Origin of the sequence: Chryseobacterium sp. 2987 (assembly GCF_031456375.1) — a bacterium.
In the GTDB taxonomy this organism is placed as follows: domain Bacteria; phylum Bacteroidota; class Bacteroidia; order Flavobacteriales; family Weeksellaceae; genus Chryseobacterium; species Chryseobacterium vaccae.
The window spans coordinates 107471-125093 of the sequence record NZ_JAVDUN010000004.1 but is presented as its reverse complement, the minus strand read 5'-3'; the positions used below and the strand labels follow the sequence as shown (position 1 = coordinate 125093).

Sequence of the window (17623 nt, the reverse complement as noted above, 5' to 3'; positions counted from 1 at the left end):
TTTATCATCTATTTTGTAATACGATAAATACTCTATTTCTTTGATAGACTGATCATTTGGAGGATATTGAATATCTTTGTTGAAAAATTATAAATATGCAATTGGTAAAAGCTGGTCTCTGCGCTTTCGGGATGAGTGGGAAGGTATTTCATGCCCCTTTTTTAAAGGAACATCCCGGATTTTTTATTTCCGGTATCGTTGAACGAAGCAAAGAGGATTCTAAAGAAAAATATCCGCAGACAACAATCTACCGCTCTGTGGAAGAAATGCTTCATAATGCAGAAATAGAACTGGTGATTATCAATACCCCCGTTCAGACTCATTATGAATATGCCAAAAAAGCACTGGAAGCCGGGAAAAATATCATTGTTGAAAAACCATTTACAGTCAATGTTGAAGAAGCAGAAGAGCTGGTGAAACTGGCAGATGAAAAAGGACTGTTTGTAAGTGTATATCAGAACAGAAGATTTGACCGTGATTTTTTGCAGGTACAAAATATCCTGAACAGCGGAAAACTAGGCTCTATAAAAGAAGCTGAGATCCGTTTCGACAGATTCCGTACTTCTCCAAGCGGGAAGAAGCATAAAGAAAATCCACAACAGGACGGTTCAGGTTCGTTGCATGATCTTGGCGCCCACCTTGTGGATCAGGCTGTACAGTATTTCGGGTATCCGGAAAAACTTTTTGCGGATGTATTTTCTATGAAAGGTCCCGAGTTTGCCAATGATTATTTTGAGCTCCTGTTATTTTATAAAAATGAACTTCGGGTAAGGCTGAAGTCATCAGTTTTCACCAAAGAGGCTCATTATGCTTATGCCATCCACGGCGAAAAAGGAAGTTTCCTTCAGGAAAGAACCGATAATCAGGAAAATGAGCTTGTAGCCGGAGCCATTCCTGTATATGGAGAAGAATGGACTGTTGTATTAAAAGAGGATGACGGTATTCTGAATTTTTTAAATGAAAATAACGAAACTGAAAGAGCATTAACCCTGAGCGAGCCCGGCAATTACATGGATTACTACCAACAGATCTATGAGCACATCGTATTCGGATATCCACTGCCCTCTCCGGGAAAAGAAGTGGTACAGAACATGAAAATCATTGATGCTGCTCTGAAAAGTGCCAAGGAAGGAAGAGTTATTGAGCTATAAAGTCAGAAAGTATGAATGTCGGAGAGGTATTATTTTACCCCTCCGACATTTGTATTTATAAAAGCTCCTGAAGCTCCAGCCATCTCATCTCATGATCGCCAAGTTTTTCGGAAACAGTTTCCAGCTCGTCAGAAAGTTTGGCTACTTTTTCATAGTCGGTTTCGTTATTAAGCAGATCAAGGATTTTAGAACGCTGGTCTTCCAGTTCAGGCATTTCTTTTTCAATCGTTTCCAGCTCTCTTTGCTCTTTGAAAGTCAGTTTTCTTTTCTTGGAATTTGAAATATCAGCAGCAGGTGTTGTTTCTTTAGCAGGTTCAGGTTTTGGTGCTGTGTTCTTTTCCAGAGCTTCTTCTCTGCTTTTGGCTTCCCTGTATTCTGAGAAATTTCCAATAAAATCTTTTATTTTTCCGTTTCCTTCGAAAGCCAGAATGTGATCTACGATTCGGTCAATAAAATAACGGTCGTGAGATACGATGATTAGTGATCCCTGGAATTGTTGCAGGAAGTTCTCCAAAACGGTAAGTGTTGGAAGATCAAGATCATTTGTAGGTTCATCAAAAATCAGGAAATTAGGGTTCTGATAAAGGATATGCATCAGGTGCAACCTTCTTTTCTCCCCACCGGAAAGCTTGGAAATAGGGGAGTACTGCGTCTGGTCATCAAACAGGAACAGCCTTAAGAACTGTGAAGCGGAAAGACTTTTTCCGTTGGCAAGAGGATAGAATTCTGCAATTTCTTTAATGAAATCAATAACCCGTTCATCCTCTTTATAGGTAAGTCCTTTTTGTGAAAAATACCCGAAAGATATTGTTTCCCCGGTTTCTACTTCACCTTTGTCGGCTTTTTCATATCCCTGGATAATATTCAGAAGGGTAGATTTTCCGGCACCGTTTTTTCCGATGATGCCTATTTTTTCACCACGCTGGAACTGGTAACTGAAATCTTTCAGCAACAGCTTGTCACCAAAACTTTTATCAATATGCTTAAGTTCAAGAATTTTCTGGCCCAGACGTTTCATTTCAAAATCCAGTTCAAGCCCCTGTTTTCTGGTGTCCGTTTTGGCTACTTTTTCTGTTTCATAGAAAGAGTCAATTCTGCTTTTTGATTTGGTAGTTCTGGCTTTCGGCTGTCTGCGCATCCATTCCAGTTCCTTCCGGTAAAGATTGTTGGCCTTGTCAATCGTTGCATTCATATTTTCCTCGCGGATCATTTTATTTTCCAGATACACGGCATACGAACCATTATGAAGATAAAGATTCTGATCTTCCATTTCCCAGATAATATCGCAAACGCTGTCTAAGAAATAACGGTCGTGGGTAACCAGCAGTAAGGTGATTTTTGCTTTGTTCAGATAATTTTCAAGCCATTCAACCATTTCCACGTCAAGGTGGTTGGTAGGTTCATCCATAATCAGCAGGGTATGTCTGTGCTCGGCTCTGGTTTCTGTTAAAAGCTTGGCCAGGGCAACACGCTTGATCTGCCCTCCTGATAAAGTTCCCATTTTAGCTTCCAGATCTGTGATCTTCAGCTGGGAAAGGATCTGCTTCATTTCATTTTCCAGGTCCCAGGCTTTATGAACTTCCATATCAGCCAAAGCCTTTTCAATAAAAGCAGAGTCTGTAGAATGCAAGGATTGATGATAATTCTTAAGGGCCAGAATCGGTTCTGAATCCAGAGTCATCATAAATTCGTCAATGGTAAGATCCGGATTGTAATCAATTTCCTGATCAAACAGAACAACCTGGATATCTTTATTGATGACCACCGTTCCGCTGTCTGCAATTTCTTTACCCATCAATATTTTAAGAAGGGTAGATTTTCCGCTTCCGTTTTTGGCAACAATAGCTATTTTATCTCCTTCATTGATGTGGAAAGAGATATTTTCAAACAAAACTTTGATGCCGTAAGATTTGGTCAGGTTTTCTGCAGAAACGTAATTCATTGGAATGTAATGGTTTGATTTTGGTTTTCAATTGAGCCGCAAAAGTACGAAAATGTAGCTAGAAAACTTTTATACAAAGGAAAGTGAATGGGTATTTTGCCTTATATCTCCCATTGTATTTTGGTTTCAGCTCGGGATCATAATTTCTGATTTATACAGGTTGGAAGCTGGTAATGGAAGAGGGAAGTTATGAAAGTCATCAATAATAAGCGTCATTCTGAAAATCATTTGATTTTACAATGGACTTCAATACTTATAACTAAAAATAACCCTCAGCCTCATTCTTCCATCTTCCTGCCATTTAAAATACTATGAAAAAAGTAATTGTTGATATGGATGGGGTGATGGCAGATGTTTATCATCAATTGTTACAATTTGAAAAAAGAGATTCAGGAGATGAAATTGAGATCAGTGGTCTGGCAGGTTTGCCTGAAATTGAAGCTTTTCCGAATGGTAAAAAACATGTCAATGAAATTGGTTTTTTCAGAACACTTCCGGTGATGGAAGGAAGCCGCGAAGCTTTGAAATATTTAAATGATAAATATGAACTGTATATTGTTTCAGCGGGAATGGAATTTTCCAACAGCTTAAGGGAAAAGTTTGACTGGCTGGCAGAACATTTTCCGTTTATCTCCTGGGAACAGATTGTTTTATGCGGAAGTAAAAAAGTAGTTTCAGGGGATGTAATGATTGATGATTATCCTAGAAATCCTGATCATTTTTCCGGTGAAAAATTCATTTTTACCCAGCCTCATAATGAGCTTCTGGAAAATGAAAATTACAAAAGAGTGAATTCCTGGGAAGAGATCATGCGGATTCTGTAGCAGGCTATTTTATCTGTTTTTTAGAATAATGCCCGTAAATAAAGAATGTTTTACAATAAATTTAACTAAACTGAGATTAAATTTAATAATGTATTATGAGTAAGAAATCCCGGAAATAAGGAATTTTGCACCAAACTTTTAAACATGAAAAAATTAAACGCTTTATTTCTTTTTTTAATGGCTTATGGCCTCCATGCACAGGTTATTTCCGGCAGTATAATTTCTAAAAACGAGAATCAGCCGGTTCCTTACGTAAAAATCGGGGTGGAAAAAGAAACGATAGGAACGATATCAGACAATAAGGGCAGCTTTTCCATTGATCTTTCAGGAATGGATCCGTTGCACAAAGTACGGATAGAAGTTCCCGGATATGAAGCCTATTCCGAAACCGTACAGGATTTTAAAAAACAGAATCCTAAAAAAATCCTTCTGCAGGAAAAAAGTAAATCTATTAGAGAAGTTGTCATTAAGGCTAAAAAGCTGGTTGATAAAAACTGGGGAGTCAATACGAAAACCAAAAGTGTTTTATATTTCGTTAATCCAGCAGGAAACAAAGAAAATTTCCTGGGAGAAACAGCTTTGGAATTCAATGCAAAGAAAAGATCAAAAATCAGGAATATTAATCTGAATATTGCCCGTTATATTTCCACAGAACCGGTTCTGATGCGATATAGTATTTACAGTGAGAAAAACGGGTTCCCGGATAAAAATATTTTGGAGGAAGAAATTACTGTTCAGCTTACTGAAGATATGATTAAAGACGGAACTTATACCCTTGATGTTAATGATTATGGTATTTGGGTTAAAGGAAAGTTTTTTGTAGGAATCCAGTTTTTAAAAGAATTTAACGGAAGCATTAAAATAAGTGCGGCTCTGTTCAGAACAGGGTTCATCAGGGAGTTTTATGGCGACTGGAAAAAAATGACGATTGCAGCTCCGGCTATTAATATTGATGTAAAAATGGATAAAAGCGGAAAAGATACAAAAGATGATGATGGAGGATACGCAGATGATGTTGATGCTTCTGAGAGATGGCTTGCAGATAATTCAAAAAATATACAGGAAGCAGATCAGTCCATATACGGAAAGAATGAATCGGCAGGAAAGTACCTGAAATTAAAGGATACGGATCTTTATTATGAAGTATATGGCGAAGGTGAGCCTTTGGTATTACTTCATGGGAACTCCGGACGTATAAAAGATTATTACCAGCAGATCCCGGTTCTTTCCAAGCAATACAAAGTAATTGTGATGGATACAAGAGGGCAGGGTAAAAGTAAAGATACTTCCAAAAAAGATTTTACCTATAAATTGTTTGCAGATGATGTAAAAGCATTAGCAGACGATCTGAAGCTCGATAAAATTAATATTGTTGGCTGGAGTGACGGAGGAAACACAGGATTGGAGTTTGCATTGAAATATCCGGAGAGGCTTAATAAATTGGTGACCATCGGAGCCAATGCTTTTCCTGAAGGAGTAGAAGAAAAACTTATCGAAAGGTTCACCAATCAAATGACACAGCTGAATCAATTAGCCCCTGCTGAAACATTCAATGAGCGCAGGCTTTTAAAAATCATGCTTACAGAGCCCAATATCAATAAAAATGACTTAAATAAAATTAAAAGTCCGGTTCTGGTTATTGCCGGGGACAGAGATGTGATTAAGGCGGATCATACCGAATTTATTTCCAAACAAATTCCGAACGGAGAGAAAAAAATCTATAAGGATACAACCCATATGGTGCCTTATGAAAGGCCGGATGAACTAAATGCAGATATTCTAAGTTTTCTTGGTAAGAAGTAAATAAATACCGGAAGTTTTTGAACGGTCTATAAAATTTAAATAGTCTCTTTCATTAAATAGGATACCTGTTGATGAAAGAGACTTTATTTATTATAGGTACTTCTATAACCTTCTGCTTCCATCCTCATCTTCCTTTCTTTTAATCCAGCGTCAGTCTCTTTAAAGACCATGAGCTGCCATTATAAATATCCAGATCTACTTTGGTATTGATACCATGAACGATTCCGTTTTCGGTAAACTGCCAGAAATCCCAGCTTCCTTCAGGAGTAGGAGATGGCACGTCATTGTAATTGGCCAGCCAGAGAGGATAATCGTCAAATTCACCTTTTAAAAAATCTTTGTAATAATGATAATAGGTGTAGATAATAGGTTTTTCACCATACGTTTCTTCTATAATCCTGCACCATACTTTAAGATCCTCAACCAGCTTTTTGTTGGTCTTGCGTTTTGGGATCTTTTCTATATCTAAAATAGGTGGCAGATCACCACTTTCCAGTTTTACATTGTCCAGGAAATTATTGGCCTGAATCACAGGATCTTCATCTGCCCTGTAAAAATGATAAGCACCACGAATCAGGTTATGTTTTTTAGCCTGCTCCCAAAAATCGCCAAAATGTTTATCAGCATTCCGGTTTCCCATGGTAGCGCGCATAACAACAAATTCCAGAGGAATTGTTTTATTTCCGATACTCAGACTGTCCCATTTGATATCCTCTCTGTTCTGATAATGTGAAATGTCAAAACCATACGTCTTGTCCAGATTGGAAGTCAGGATTTTTTGGATCCTTAACGTTTCTCTTTCGCTGTTGTGAAGTTTTTTATGACTGAATTTATTAAAGTACAAAGCGTAATAATAGCTGATGGATTGCTTCAAATAAAACCCTGTTCCTATTAAAGCGATGATTAAGATGCCCAAAATTACTTTTCTGCGGAAAAAATAGTTCTTCCGTCGGTGCCCGTGTACCTTTTTGGCAGTTTTTTTGGTGTACTTCTTCGGTGTCATAAAGTTTTGCAAAACTAACTTTTTTCACCTCTAAATGCTAAATAAAATCAGTAAATTTGTGTATTATGGAAACACGCGAAAAAATCATCATTATAGGAGGAGGATTTGCGGGGCTGCAGCTTGCAAAAACATTGAATAACAAGAATAAAAAAGTAATGGTTCTGGACCGGGTGAATCATCATATGTTTCAGCCGCTTTTTTATCAGGTTGCTTCCGGAAGGATAGAACCCTCCAATATTTCTTTCCCGTTCAGGAAGATTTTTCAGCGTTCCAGAAATACACAGTTCCGGATGACAGAAGTGAAAGAAATTGATCCTGTGCACAACAAAGTAATCACCGATGAAGCCGAATTCACCTATGATAAACTGATCATCGCAACGGGCTGTAAAACCAATTTTTTTGGTAACAAAGATCTTGAAGGAAAAGCTTTCGGAATGAAAAATACCCAGGAAGCTATCGGAATCAGAAATCATGTACTGATGACTTTTGAAAAGCTGATCCTTGAAAAAAGCCGCAGTGACGACGGAAACTGGAATATAGTGATTGTTGGCAGCGGACCAACTGGGGTAGAGCTGGCAGGTGCTTTTGCCGAAATGAAAAAAGAAATCCTTCCAAGGGATTACCCTTATATGAATTTTGACCAGCTGAAGATTATTTTGGTAAGCTCTACAGAAAAACCGCTTGCTGTAATGAGCAGTGAGGCTCAGGATAAATCTGAAAAATACCTTAAAGATCTCGGAGTAACTTTCCTTAGCGGAGAGGTTGTAACGGATTATGACGGGGATAAAGTGCATTTGAAAAGCGGAAAATCAATTCCTTCCAATAATGTTATCTGGGCAGCCGGAGTTACAGGAAATGTTGTTGCTGGCTTCCCCGAAGAAAAACTGGTCCGAAACAGATACATTGTAGACCGGCATAATAAAATAAAAGGGTACGATAATATTTATGCCATCGGAGATATTGCCTACATGGAAACACCTAAATATCCACAGGGGCATCCGCAGGTTGCCAACGTAGCCATTAATCAGGCGAGAAATCTGGGGAGAAATATTTTAAAGAAAAATCCGGGCGAATGGAAAGAGTACGAATATGATGACAAAGGATCTTTGGCTACCATAGGAAAGCACAGGGCTGTTGTTGATCTACCTTTTATAAAATTTCAGGGTTTTCTGGCATGGTATTTCTGGATGTTTCTCCATTTAATGCTAATTTTGAGCGTTCGAAATAAACTGGCCATATTCTTTAACTGGATGTGGAGCTATTTCAACAAAGATTCTTCTTTAAGATTAATTATTATACCTACTAAGAAAAACGGAACATTACAATGAGAATTGATATAATAAGCGTACTTCCTGAATTGATGGAAAGTCCGTTTAAGACTTCTATTTTAAGAAGGGCAATGGATAAAGGTTTGGCAGAAGTACACTTTCACCACCTCAGAGACTGGGCCATCAATAAGCACAGGCAGATTGATGACGAACCTTATGGTGGAGGTGCAGGAATGGTCATGATGGTGGAACCATTGGATAAGTGCATTTCCGAACTTAAATCTCAAAGAACCTATGATGAGGTGATTTATCTTACACCGGACGGAGTAACCTTGAACCAGAAAATAGCCAATACCCTTTCCATAAAAAATAACCTGATTTTTCTCTGTGGTCATTATAAAGGAATTGATCAGAGAGTACGGGATCTTCATATTACAAAAGAAATTTCAATCGGTGATTATGTGCTCACCGGAGGAGAACTGGCTGCATGCGTGCTGGCTGATTCGGTAATCAGACTTCTTCCCGGAGTCTTAAATGATGAGCAGAGTGCTTTAACCGACAGTTTTCAGGATGATCTCCTTTCACCACCAATTTATACAAGACCTGAAGTATACAAAGGACTGGAGGTTCCTAAAGTTCTTTTAAGTGGTAATTTTGCGCAAATTGAAGAGTGGCGTCATGAGGAAGCCATAAGAATTACTCAGGAAAAACGTCCCGATTTACTTTAAAAATGATCGCTAAATTCTGCGATTCTATTCTTTTTTTTCACATTTCTAAAAAGTTATATCTATAACGGAATAAGAATTGATGTAATTTGAAAATCACAGGAAATTATTAATATAATTATTTATTATTTGTCATTTTATTCTTATTATTTTGAATTGTATATGTTGTTTTATTTTCAGAATGTTAATTTGTAAATGGAAAATATTGATAAATTGCAGTTTATATTGTGCTTTGATTAATTTTTTAAACTAAAGTTTGTGTATTTTACGCATAATATTAATATGAAAATATTATAAATAAATTAATAGAATTTGAAAAAAAATAATAAATTTACGTCTGAAAAGTGAGTGGCAATTTTAAAGATAGCAATTAGTGCAGATGGAGGTGTTTTCTTTTTATAATGTCGAAAATTTATTTTTGCCCGACCCCGTCCCCGTTCATAAATTAGATCCAACCAGATCAGGATTAAGGAATTGGGATGAGAAAAGATACAGAAATAAGCTTTTTAAAATTTCACACGTTTTTCAATTGATGAAGGAGAAAAATGGTGTTCTGCCGTTTATCATTGGGTTATCTGAGATTTCCGGAAGGAAAGTTTTGGAAGATCTGGTGGAAATGGATCCCTTTAATTCTGAATATGGAATTGTTCATTATAATTCCATGGATGAAAGAAAGGTAGATGTAGCCATGTTGTATGATAAAAATAAAGTAGAAATAATAGACTCAGAAACTATTACTTTCTTCTTCGAAATAATAAAAAAAAACACACAGAATTACGACACAACCAGAGACGTACTCTTTTCAAAAGTAAAATACAAAGGTACTCTTATTAATGTTTTTATCTCTCATCTTCCCTCTAAGCGAGAAAAAGATATTAATAAGCCCAAAAGAGCCTTTATATTGAACGAGGTCCGGCAGCGGATCATGAAATTGGTACATGAAGAGAAAGAGCATGTAGTGTTGTGCGGTGATTTTAACGAAAACCCGGATGATGAAAATTTAGTGAAAATTCTCTATGACAACGAGCACGAGAAGGTTTTGATTAACCCTTTTCAGGAGTTGTTCTCTACAAGAAATTATTCTACTTTTCATTATAAATCCGGACTGTTGTATGACCAGATTATTTTATCGAAATCTCTTTTTGATAATGATGTTCTGACTTTTCAGGATGCCCAGGTATTCAATTCTGAAAAAATCAGCAGCCGGACCAGATACTTTGAAGGACGCCCTTTCCGAACCTATGCCGGTACCCGGTATTTAGGCGGGTACAGCGATCACTTTCCGGTTTTTGTCAGGTTTAAAAATTAAACAAAAACATAAATAATAAAAAAGTAGAAAATGAAAAATTCAAGCAACACAAGTTATCATTTAGATTCTATTGACAAAGAAATTATCTACATGCTGATGGACAATGCTAAAACGTCTTTAGCACACATCTCAAAAAATGTAGGTATTTCTACAACTGCGGTCCATCAGAGAATCAAAAAACTTGAACACGCAGGCGTTATCGAAAATTCGATTTCGTTTCTGAATCCTAAGAAAATAGGATACAAGGTCATTTCGTACATTGGAGTATTTCTTGATCAGCCGAGTCATTATTCAGAAGTCGTGAAGTCTCTTCAGGACGTCAATGAAGTAGTGGAAGCCCACTACACTACAGGGAACTATACCATCTTCCTAAAAGTTCTTTGTAAAGATAATGACCATCTTATGCAGATTCTTAATAAACTTCAGAAGCTAAAAGGGGTGACAAGAACAGAAACTTTCATATCTTTGGAGCAAGGTATTTACAGACAATTGAAAGTATAACAATATGAACATTGCACAATATTTGGACTCAACCTATTTGAAAACACCTGCCCAGTCGGGGAAATCAAATGAAGAAACATTACTTATAAATAAAGATCTTGCGCAGGTAGCGATAGATAATGGGATTTTTGCCGTGATGATCCGTCCGGATTACGTAGCGGAGATCAAAAAGTATATTCAGGAAAGAAATTCAAATGTTGTGGTGGGGACTGTCATTGGTTTTCATGAAGGAACATATTCAGTTGACGAAAAGCTTGCCGAAGCTTCTAAAGCAATCGCAGACGGAGCCGATGAACTTGATTTTGTAATCAATTACAATGCTTACCTCAAAGGTGATTTGACACTAGTGAAAGATGAGTTTGTAAGATGTACCCAGCTTTGCCTTACCCATCATAAAATTGCAAAATGGATTATTGAAATTGCAGCTTTAACAGATGAACAGATTGCTGGCATCACTAAGCATATTGCTGATTGGGCGGAAGAGAATTTCTCAGAAAATGATCTCGAACGTATCTTTGTTAAATCCTCAACAGGATTTTATGAAACAGCCGACGGAAAACCTAATGGAGCTACATTTGAAGGGATTAAAATTATGCTTGACAATGCCGGAAAACTTCCTGTGAAAGCAGCCGGCGGAGTAAGAACTCCGGAAGATGCTGAAAAAATGATCAGCATGGGAGTGAAAAGAATAGGAACCTCTTCAGCACTGGCACTGATTAAAAATCAAACTCCATCAGAAGGATATTAAAAGAATTTTTAGAAACAAATAAACCATCAGAATTCCTGATGGTTTATTGTTTTATATCTGTGGCTGATATTCTTCGTAGAATTGTTGTGTTTCCTTAATTAAAGCATCCATTTCTACCAGTGTAAATACTTCAAGGAATTTCTTTCTAAACTCTTTGAAGTGAGGAACTCCTCGGAAGTAATTGCTGTAATGCTGTCTCATTTCCACAAGTCCTAGCCTTTCTCCTTTCCATTCGGCACTCCATTCTGCGTGCTGGCGTACAGCTAAAAGTCTGTCTGAAATAGTAGGCTCTGGAAGATGCTCACCTGTTTTAAAGAAGTGTTTGATCTCATTAAATATCCATGGATACCCGATAGCAGCCCTTCCGATCATAATTCCGTCACAGGCATATTTTTGTTTATATTCCAGTGCTTTTTCAGGAGAATCAATATCCCCGTTACCGAAGATCGGGATTTCAATATTAGGATTTTGCTTTATTCTGGAAATATGTTCCCAATCTGCCTCGCCTTTGTACATTTGCGCGCGGGTTCTGGCATGGATGGTTAATGCTTTGATACCTGTTTCCTGCAGACGTTCTGCCACTTCATCAATATTGATGCTGGTGCTGTCCCATCCTAAACGGGTTTTCACGGTTACAGGAAGATGAGTAGAGCTTACTACAGCTTTTGTAAGACGTACCATAAGGTCAATATCTTTCAGAACTCCTGCTCCCGCTCCTTTGCAAACCACTTTTTTCACAGGGCATCCGAAATTGATGTCTACCAGATCCGGATTAACCGTTTCCACGATCCTTGCAGACATAGCCATAGCTTCTTCATCTCCTCCGAAAATCTGGATTCCTACAGGTCTTTCGTAATCAAAAATATCCAGCTTTTTTCTACTCTTGATGGCATCACGAATTAACCCTTCTGAAGAGATAAACTCCGAATACATCAAATCTGCACCATGCATTTTGCATAATCTTCTAAATGGCGGATCGCTTACATCCTCCATCGGTGCAAGTAAAAGCGGAAATTCCGGCAGTTCTATATTGCCAATTTTTATCATGGCGCAAATTTACAAAATTCTATTTTATGTCCTGATAGAGTTTATGATTAGATATTATTTGAATTTATCAATTTAGTTAAAAAGTCTTATTTTATTATTGTTTTGGTTGTTTTGTTGCATTTATTGTGTTTGGTTTTTATTTAAATTGAAATTTCATTGAATAATTTTCATATATTTAGAATACGAAAAATAATACCTTATGAGAAAAACTCTATTTTGCTTAATGACGAGCTTTGCTGTTGCGGGTCTTCACGCGCAGGTAAGCATTGCCGCTACAGCCGGCACAACAACAGGAACTTATACCACATTAAAAGGCGCTTTCGATGCTGTTAATGCGGGAACACATCAGGGGGCTATTACGATAAGTATTACCGGAAATACTACAGAAACAGCAACTGCTATATTAAATGCCAGTGGAGGTGCGGTAAGCTATACATCCGTTTTGATTAAACCTGCAACAGGAGTTACAGCTACAATTACCAGTGCAGATACTGTTGCAACCATCAAGTTCAACGGTGCTGATAATGTAACAATTGATGGAAGTAATAATGGTACAGCTTCAAGAGATTTAACGATCAGTAATACGTATGTTGCTACAACAGGTACTACACCGGTGGTTCTTTGGGTTTCGTGCACCGCTACGGATGGAGCTGAAAATGTTGCTTTAAGGAATATTAATTTTGCTGGATCCAGCCCTACAGGAACTGTAGGAGCAATTATTGTGTCAGGAACAACGTTAGCTGCAGCTGAAGTATCTAATAATAATTTCTCTGCGATTAATAACACTTTTGTGAAAGCTCAGAATGCTATTTTTGCGATAGGAAATGCTACTAATACAGATACAGGATTTATCATTAAAAACAATATTATTGGCTCTACAGTAGCAACAGACAAAATGTTGTACAGAGGAATTGCTGTACAGAATGCTAAAAACTTTGAAGTAAGCGGAAATACAATCAGAGGAGTAATGTTACCAGCAAATTCCACCAACCCTGCTCAAGGTATTTTAATTGGTGCCGTTGCAACAAACGGGACTATTTTTAATAATAGAATATCGGATATTAAAAATCCTAACCCTACAGGATATGGTGCTGTTGGTATTTATTTAAATTCCACAAATGCAACAGCTAATATGCTGGTATATAATAATGTCATCAATGATGTTGCTGGTTACGGTTATGCTTCAGGCGGAGGAGTAAATGATAATGGAAACGGTATTTTCATTAATCAAGGGGCTGGTTATAAAATCTATTATAATACGGTAGTAATGGATACCAATCAAAATGTTTCAGGAAGGCCGTCAGCATTTAATGTTGGAAGTCTTGTTACTGCTGCAGGAGCTGTAGATGTGAGAAATAATTTATTTATTAACAAACAAACTCAGGCTGGAGAAAAATATACCATTTACTCAGGAGCTGCCAATACGGTCTTTTCCAATATTAATTACAATGATTATCATTCATCAGGAACTAATCTTGGATATATTGGCTCTGCAAGAGCTACTTTAACAGATATTCAGACTGGATTTGGAAGTAATACAAATTCTATCAATGTTTTGCCTGTATTTGTTTCCGCTACAGATTTGCATTTATCAACAACTGGAAATACAGCGCTTGATAATAAAGGGACTCCTGTTGCTGGAGTAACTTTAGATGCCGATGGAAATACGCGAAATGCAACAACACCAGATCTGGGAGGATATGAGTTTACAGCAGTTGTTTTGGCGACTCAGGAGGTGGCGAAAGGTAGCAAAATCAGCTATTATCCAAATCCGGTTGTAGATTATTTAACAATTACGAATGATACTAAAATCAGGAATATAGAAATTTATAATGCAATGGGACAAAGAGTAGTAAATGAAACAGTAAATGCAGAAAAAGGTTCCGTTGATATGAGAAAGTTATCTCCGGGAATGTATATCCTAAAAGTGAATTCGGATAAAGAATCCCAAACTCTCAAAATCCTTAAAAGATAAATTTTAGTATTTGAACTTTAATATAAAACCCCTGATTCTGGATGAATCAGGGGTTTCTTATATTTTTAATTGCTACAAATTCTAAATTAGAAACTCGCTTTCACCTGCATACTTCCAATGTGAATGGTACGGTCTCCTGAATTTCTTCCTTCGTAATTTACGTTAAGCTGAAGGAATGAATTAATTGCCTGTTGAATAAAGATACTCCATACTTGATTTTTACCCGGTTTAAGACCGTCCAGCATCTGGTTACCAACAATACTGAAATTATTTCCGGTGAAATTATTGTTGATAAAAGAGAAGTTTCCTCTGATAGACGTTTTTTTACGCTCCCATTGAATGGTTCCCGTAATATCAAACGCTTTCAGAATTTCTTCACCATCCACTCTCTTTTTTTGACGGAAAGCAGACGAGAGTTCTGCCTGGATGGCATCCGTAAATTTATAAGTGGCCTTAGGTTTAGTTTCAAAATTGTTCAGGCGGTAGTCTCTTGTTGAAAAAAGCTGTGAAGAGTTTCTGATATCATGAACAGAGTTTTCCCAGTCTACCCGGAATTCTTTATTGAACCAATATCCTACATTCAGGAAATGTGAAGTCTGCTCCCTTTCTTCATTACTGAAATTGGCATTGATGAGATTGTCGTTGGTAATAAAGCGGTAGTTTCCGTTCCACCCCGATTTTTCAGTAGGATTAAACTGGACGGAGGTTAAAATATTCTGGTTTTTAAGAATCTGATCACTGTTTTTTTCAAAAGGATTCAGTACAAGGACTTTATCTTTTTTATAGAATGAATTTTGAGAATTTAATGAAATATTAAAATTCCATCGCTTTAAAAAAGCATTTTCCGAATTGAAAATAATAGACGGATTGACAAATAGGGCCAGCTGTATTTTATTCTTATTGGAAGCAATATACCGGACAGAATTAGTATACACTCTGATGTACTGTGCAAGATCGGAATATTCTGCAATTTCAAATTCATCCAACTGTTGAATGCCGTCTCCGTTATAATCGGTCCATTTATAAACTCCCTGTCCGTCTGTTACTTTCAGATACTGAAATTCCCTTTGGGCTTCCTGTCCGTTTCCAAGCTCATAAAATGCCTGAAGACGCATCCCGTTTCTGAAAAGCTGCTGATTGTAAAGAATATTTCCAACCACGAAATCATTATTCCGGGTCATATCAGCATCATCACTTTGGTAGAAAAACTTTCTATAGTGCACCAAAACATTTAAGGTTGTTTTGTCTGTTTTGATCACCTGGCTTTCGGCCATAATTCCCAAAATATTGTTCATATTTTCCAGTCTGTTGTTGCGTACAGAATCGTTGTCTCGCATATAGACTTTAGCAAGGAGCTTTGTTCTTGTACTGTCACCAATTTTCTTTTGTACGAAAAGTTCTTTCCAGCTGAAACTGGTAACATCCATAAGCTGGGTATCGTTATACTTCTTCTCGTTATGTTCCATGCTTCCTCCAATGGCCCAGCTTCCTTTTTTACCAGTGTATTCTGTAGAAACCCCGCCTCTTATAAATTTGGTGTCCTGAAGGGTTGCGTTCGTATTAAGGTAAGACAGGTTTCCTTTGGTAAAAAATTTATTTTTAATCCATCCGAAATCCAGATCATTTTTAATTCCTTTATAAGAATCCTGCTCATTCAGATAGTTGATACGGTAATTTAAGGTAGACTTATTGTTCCATTTATTTAAAAAGCTGAAGATAAATCTGTTTTGTGTTCTTTGATTAAATTCCTGCGTAAGGTTAAAATCTCTTGAGAACTCTACATCGTTGATCCGGTCTAAAATATGAAACTGCTTATCAATATACTGATACTCAAAACTTGGAGTTCCTTTCCAGCTATTTTTGGTGAAACTTTTATTTCCGAAAACGCGGTATGCATATCCAATATTCTGATCAGAATCTTTAGATGAAAACAAGTTGACATCATAGTTACTGAGTGAAAAATCAACCCCTATTTTTCCTTCATTTAAAAGATATTCAGAGTTAAGGGAAAATACTTGGGATTTCTGAGGGGAAGGCAGCTTTCTTACCGCTTTGTAATCTCCCATATTAGCCCCTACATATTCGAAAACACGGCCGTTATTGGTGGTTTGTGTAATTTTATAATCCCCTAAATTAACTCCGAAATAAGTAAAAGAAACCTGATAAAGTGTCTCATTCTGGTCTGTGGAAAATTCGTAGAAGTTTCCGTTAGGATTTAACCGGTATAAAATTTTGTTGACATCATATTCTGTAACTACTCCCGAAGGGGCATACATTAAATTAGGGTCATTTCCTGCATCAGCAAGAATCTGTTCATCCTCTTTAGACAGGTTTAAAGAAAGCGGCGCATTTTTATTATCATTTTCCATGAACCAGTTCAGGCCTACTTTGAATTTTTCTCTCTGGTGCTCAAGCTTCCCGGTGAATAAATATCTGGAGTAGTTCCTGTTGGTGTAGTTATAGGAAATCGTAATGAAGTTCTGCTGAAAAATAGGTCTGAAACTGGTAAACGTTACCTCTCCTGTATTGTAATTGATAATATAGTCTTGGTTCTCACCTCGTTTCATTAAAATACCATCAATGAAAACCTGTTCAGAGCCTGAGATCAACGTGATGAACTGTTCACCATTCTTCCCGGTAAGGCGGTATGGCCCCTGGTTTCCTTCAACTCCCTGAAAACGAACCCTGTGGAATTCACTTCGGGCAACTCCCATAGAAACATCCACAAGGGTTTTATTTTCTTTTCCAATTTCGGTCTGGAATTGAAGTCCCATACTTCGTCTCTGGTATTTTGCAAAATAATTTTTAGCTTCCACAAGATCTAAATGTCCAGCTCTCATAATGGATTTCTCCTTAATATTAAGCTGCATGTAGATCTTATCAAACTCTTCTAAAGTCTGAGTATACCCATCAGCCTGTATAGGCAGGTTGTGATCTGAAATACTGGCTAAAATGGTAACATCCTTTGATAATCTTCCGGAAATCTGAAGATCCATGGAACTCTGTACAGACTGTCCCTGGTTATTACCAAACGTGATTCCCCGGATGATAGAACCTTTAGAATTAAGTTCTCCTAAAAATCTTTTTTTGTCATTTTTGGCGAGTACTGCCTCGTCTACAATTATTTTGTTGTTGGTCTTTATAAAGTCCAACGTATCCTTTGCAAAAATATCCTGCTCAAACCTGGCAGCAAGGATACTGTCTTTTTTTATTGAATCCTGAGGAATATTTGGGTTTTTCCATGAGAATACCTGTGCATTACCCGAAAATATGCCCAGGAAAAACAAAACAAATGGAAGAAAAAAATTCCGCAAATCTTTCAAAATA

Annotated in this window: 13 protein-coding genes; 9 read left to right on the top strand and 4 right to left on the bottom strand. The window is 37.1% G+C overall.

Translation table 11 applies throughout. From position 1 onward, the window contains the following. The first annotated feature begins 95 nt into the window (after positions 1 to 95). Positions 96 to 1151, top strand: coding sequence for a Gfo/Idh/MocA family oxidoreductase (locus J2Y40_RS13285; RefSeq protein WP_309999412.1), 1056 nt, complete (start codon positions 96 to 98; stop codon positions 1149 to 1151). Between the two features lie 55 nt (positions 1152 to 1206). Here the strand turns inward: J2Y40_RS13285 and J2Y40_RS13280 are convergent, their stop codons facing one another. Further along, positions 1207 to 3093: an ABC-F family ATP-binding cassette domain-containing protein gene (locus tag J2Y40_RS13280; RefSeq protein WP_309999410.1), complete on the bottom strand. Its 1887-nt coding sequence runs from the start codon at positions 3091 to 3093 to the stop codon at positions 1207 to 1209. A 311-nt stretch (positions 3094 to 3404) separates the two neighbouring features. Here J2Y40_RS13280 and J2Y40_RS13275 point away from each other — a divergent pair, with 311 nt between their 5' ends. After that, positions 3405 to 3917 carry a 5' nucleotidase, NT5C type gene (locus tag J2Y40_RS13275; protein ID WP_309999407.1) on the top strand — a complete coding sequence of 171 codons (513 nt, stop codon included), beginning with the start codon at positions 3405 to 3407 and terminating at the stop codon, positions 3915 to 3917. A gap of 144 nt (positions 3918 to 4061) precedes the next feature. Further along, positions 4062 to 5720 (top strand): alpha/beta fold hydrolase, encoded by a 1659-nt coding sequence (locus tag J2Y40_RS13270; protein WP_309999405.1) that lies wholly within the window; start codon positions 4062 to 4064, stop codon positions 5718 to 5720. A 139-nt stretch (positions 5721 to 5859) separates the two neighbouring features. On the opposite strand, the gene J2Y40_RS13265 is transcribed toward J2Y40_RS13270, so the two are convergent. After that, positions 5860 to 6723 (bottom strand): glycoside hydrolase family 25 protein, encoded by an 864-nt coding sequence (locus J2Y40_RS13265; protein WP_153395476.1) that lies wholly within the window; start codon positions 6721 to 6723, stop codon positions 5860 to 5862. Between the two features lie 65 nt (positions 6724 to 6788). Here J2Y40_RS13265 and J2Y40_RS13260 point away from each other — a divergent pair, with 65 nt between their 5' ends. From J2Y40_RS13260 to deoC, 5 genes are all read left to right on the top strand, one after another. Further along, positions 6789 to 8051 carry an NAD(P)/FAD-dependent oxidoreductase gene (locus J2Y40_RS13260; RefSeq protein WP_153395474.1) on the top strand — a complete coding sequence of 421 codons (1263 nt, stop codon included), beginning with the start codon at positions 6789 to 6791 and terminating at the stop codon, positions 8049 to 8051. Beyond that, positions 8048 to 8719 carry a tRNA (guanosine(37)-N1)-methyltransferase TrmD gene (trmD, locus tag J2Y40_RS13255; protein WP_062697706.1) on the top strand — a complete coding sequence of 224 codons (672 nt, stop codon included), beginning with the start codon at positions 8048 to 8050 and terminating at the stop codon, positions 8717 to 8719. The genes J2Y40_RS13260 and trmD overlap by 4 nt, the downstream gene beginning before the upstream one ends. 376 nt (positions 8720 to 9095) lie before the next feature. Continuing rightward, a complete protein-coding gene (locus J2Y40_RS13250) occupies positions 9096 to 10025 on the top strand; it encodes an endonuclease/exonuclease/phosphatase family protein (RefSeq protein WP_153395472.1) in 930 nt (309 codons plus the stop codon). Between the two features lie 30 nt (positions 10026 to 10055). Further along, complete coding sequence (locus J2Y40_RS13245) at positions 10056 to 10526, top strand: Lrp/AsnC ligand binding domain-containing protein (protein ID WP_062697709.1); 471 nt, start codon at positions 10056 to 10058, stop codon at positions 10524 to 10526. A 4-nt stretch (positions 10527 to 10530) separates the two neighbouring features. Then, on the top strand, positions 10531 to 11274 hold the full coding sequence (deoC, locus tag J2Y40_RS13240) for a deoxyribose-phosphate aldolase (RefSeq protein WP_153395470.1): 744 nt from the start codon (positions 10531 to 10533) through the stop codon (positions 11272 to 11274). 51 nt (positions 11275 to 11325) lie between these two features. Here deoC and dusB read toward each other — a convergent pair whose 3' ends face one another. Beyond that, positions 11326 to 12321 carry a tRNA dihydrouridine synthase DusB gene (gene dusB / locus J2Y40_RS13235; RefSeq protein ID WP_309429408.1) on the bottom strand — a complete coding sequence of 332 codons (996 nt, stop codon included), beginning with the start codon at positions 12319 to 12321 and terminating at the stop codon, positions 11326 to 11328. 199 nt (positions 12322 to 12520) lie between these two features. Here dusB and J2Y40_RS13230 point away from each other — a divergent pair, with 199 nt between their 5' ends. Continuing rightward, positions 12521 to 14296, top strand: coding sequence for a T9SS type A sorting domain-containing protein (locus J2Y40_RS13230; protein ID WP_153395466.1), 1776 nt, complete (start codon positions 12521 to 12523; stop codon positions 14294 to 14296). A gap of 86 nt (positions 14297 to 14382) precedes the next feature. On the opposite strand, the gene J2Y40_RS13225 is transcribed toward J2Y40_RS13230, so the two are convergent. Further along, on the bottom strand, positions 14383 to 17610 hold the full coding sequence (locus tag J2Y40_RS13225; protein ID WP_231128675.1) for a hypothetical protein: 3228 nt from the start codon (positions 17608 to 17610) through the stop codon (positions 14383 to 14385). Between the last annotated feature and the right edge of the window lie 13 nt (positions 17611 to 17623).

Bases quoted from the DNA above. Each gene is read 5' to 3' on its own strand.
- J2Y40_RS13260 (WP_153395474.1), top strand. From the start codon at position 6,789: ATGGAAACACGCGAAAAAATCATCATTATAGGAGGAGGATTTGCGGGG.
- J2Y40_RS13230 (WP_153395466.1), top strand. From the start codon at position 12,521: ATGAGAAAAACTCTATTTTGCTTAATGACGAGCTTTGCTGTTGCGGGT.
- J2Y40_RS13265 (WP_153395476.1), bottom strand. From the start codon at position 6,723: ATGACACCGAAGAAGTACACCAAAAAAACTGCCAAAAAGGTACACGGG.
- J2Y40_RS13285 (WP_309999412.1), top strand. From the start codon at position 96: ATGCAATTGGTAAAAGCTGGTCTCTGCGCTTTCGGGATGAGTGGGAAG.
- J2Y40_RS13275 (WP_309999407.1), top strand. From the start codon at position 3,405: ATGAAAAAAGTAATTGTTGATATGGATGGGGTGATGGCAGATGTTTAT.
- dusB (WP_309429408.1), bottom strand. From the start codon at position 12,321: ATGATAAAAATTGGCAATATAGAACTGCCGGAATTTCCGCTTTTACTT.
- J2Y40_RS13280 (WP_309999410.1), bottom strand. From the start codon at position 3,093: ATGAATTACGTTTCTGCAGAAAACCTGACCAAATCTTACGGCATCAAA.
- J2Y40_RS13250 (WP_153395472.1), top strand. From the start codon at position 9,096: ATGGAGGTGTTTTCTTTTTATAATGTCGAAAATTTATTTTTGCCCGAC.
- trmD (WP_062697706.1), top strand. From the start codon at position 8,048: ATGAGAATTGATATAATAAGCGTACTTCCTGAATTGATGGAAAGTCCG.
- J2Y40_RS13245 (WP_062697709.1), top strand. From the start codon at position 10,056: ATGAAAAATTCAAGCAACACAAGTTATCATTTAGATTCTATTGACAAA.
- J2Y40_RS13270 (WP_309999405.1), top strand. From the start codon at position 4,062: ATGAAAAAATTAAACGCTTTATTTCTTTTTTTAATGGCTTATGGCCTC.
- deoC (WP_153395470.1), top strand. From the start codon at position 10,531: ATGAACATTGCACAATATTTGGACTCAACCTATTTGAAAACACCTGCC.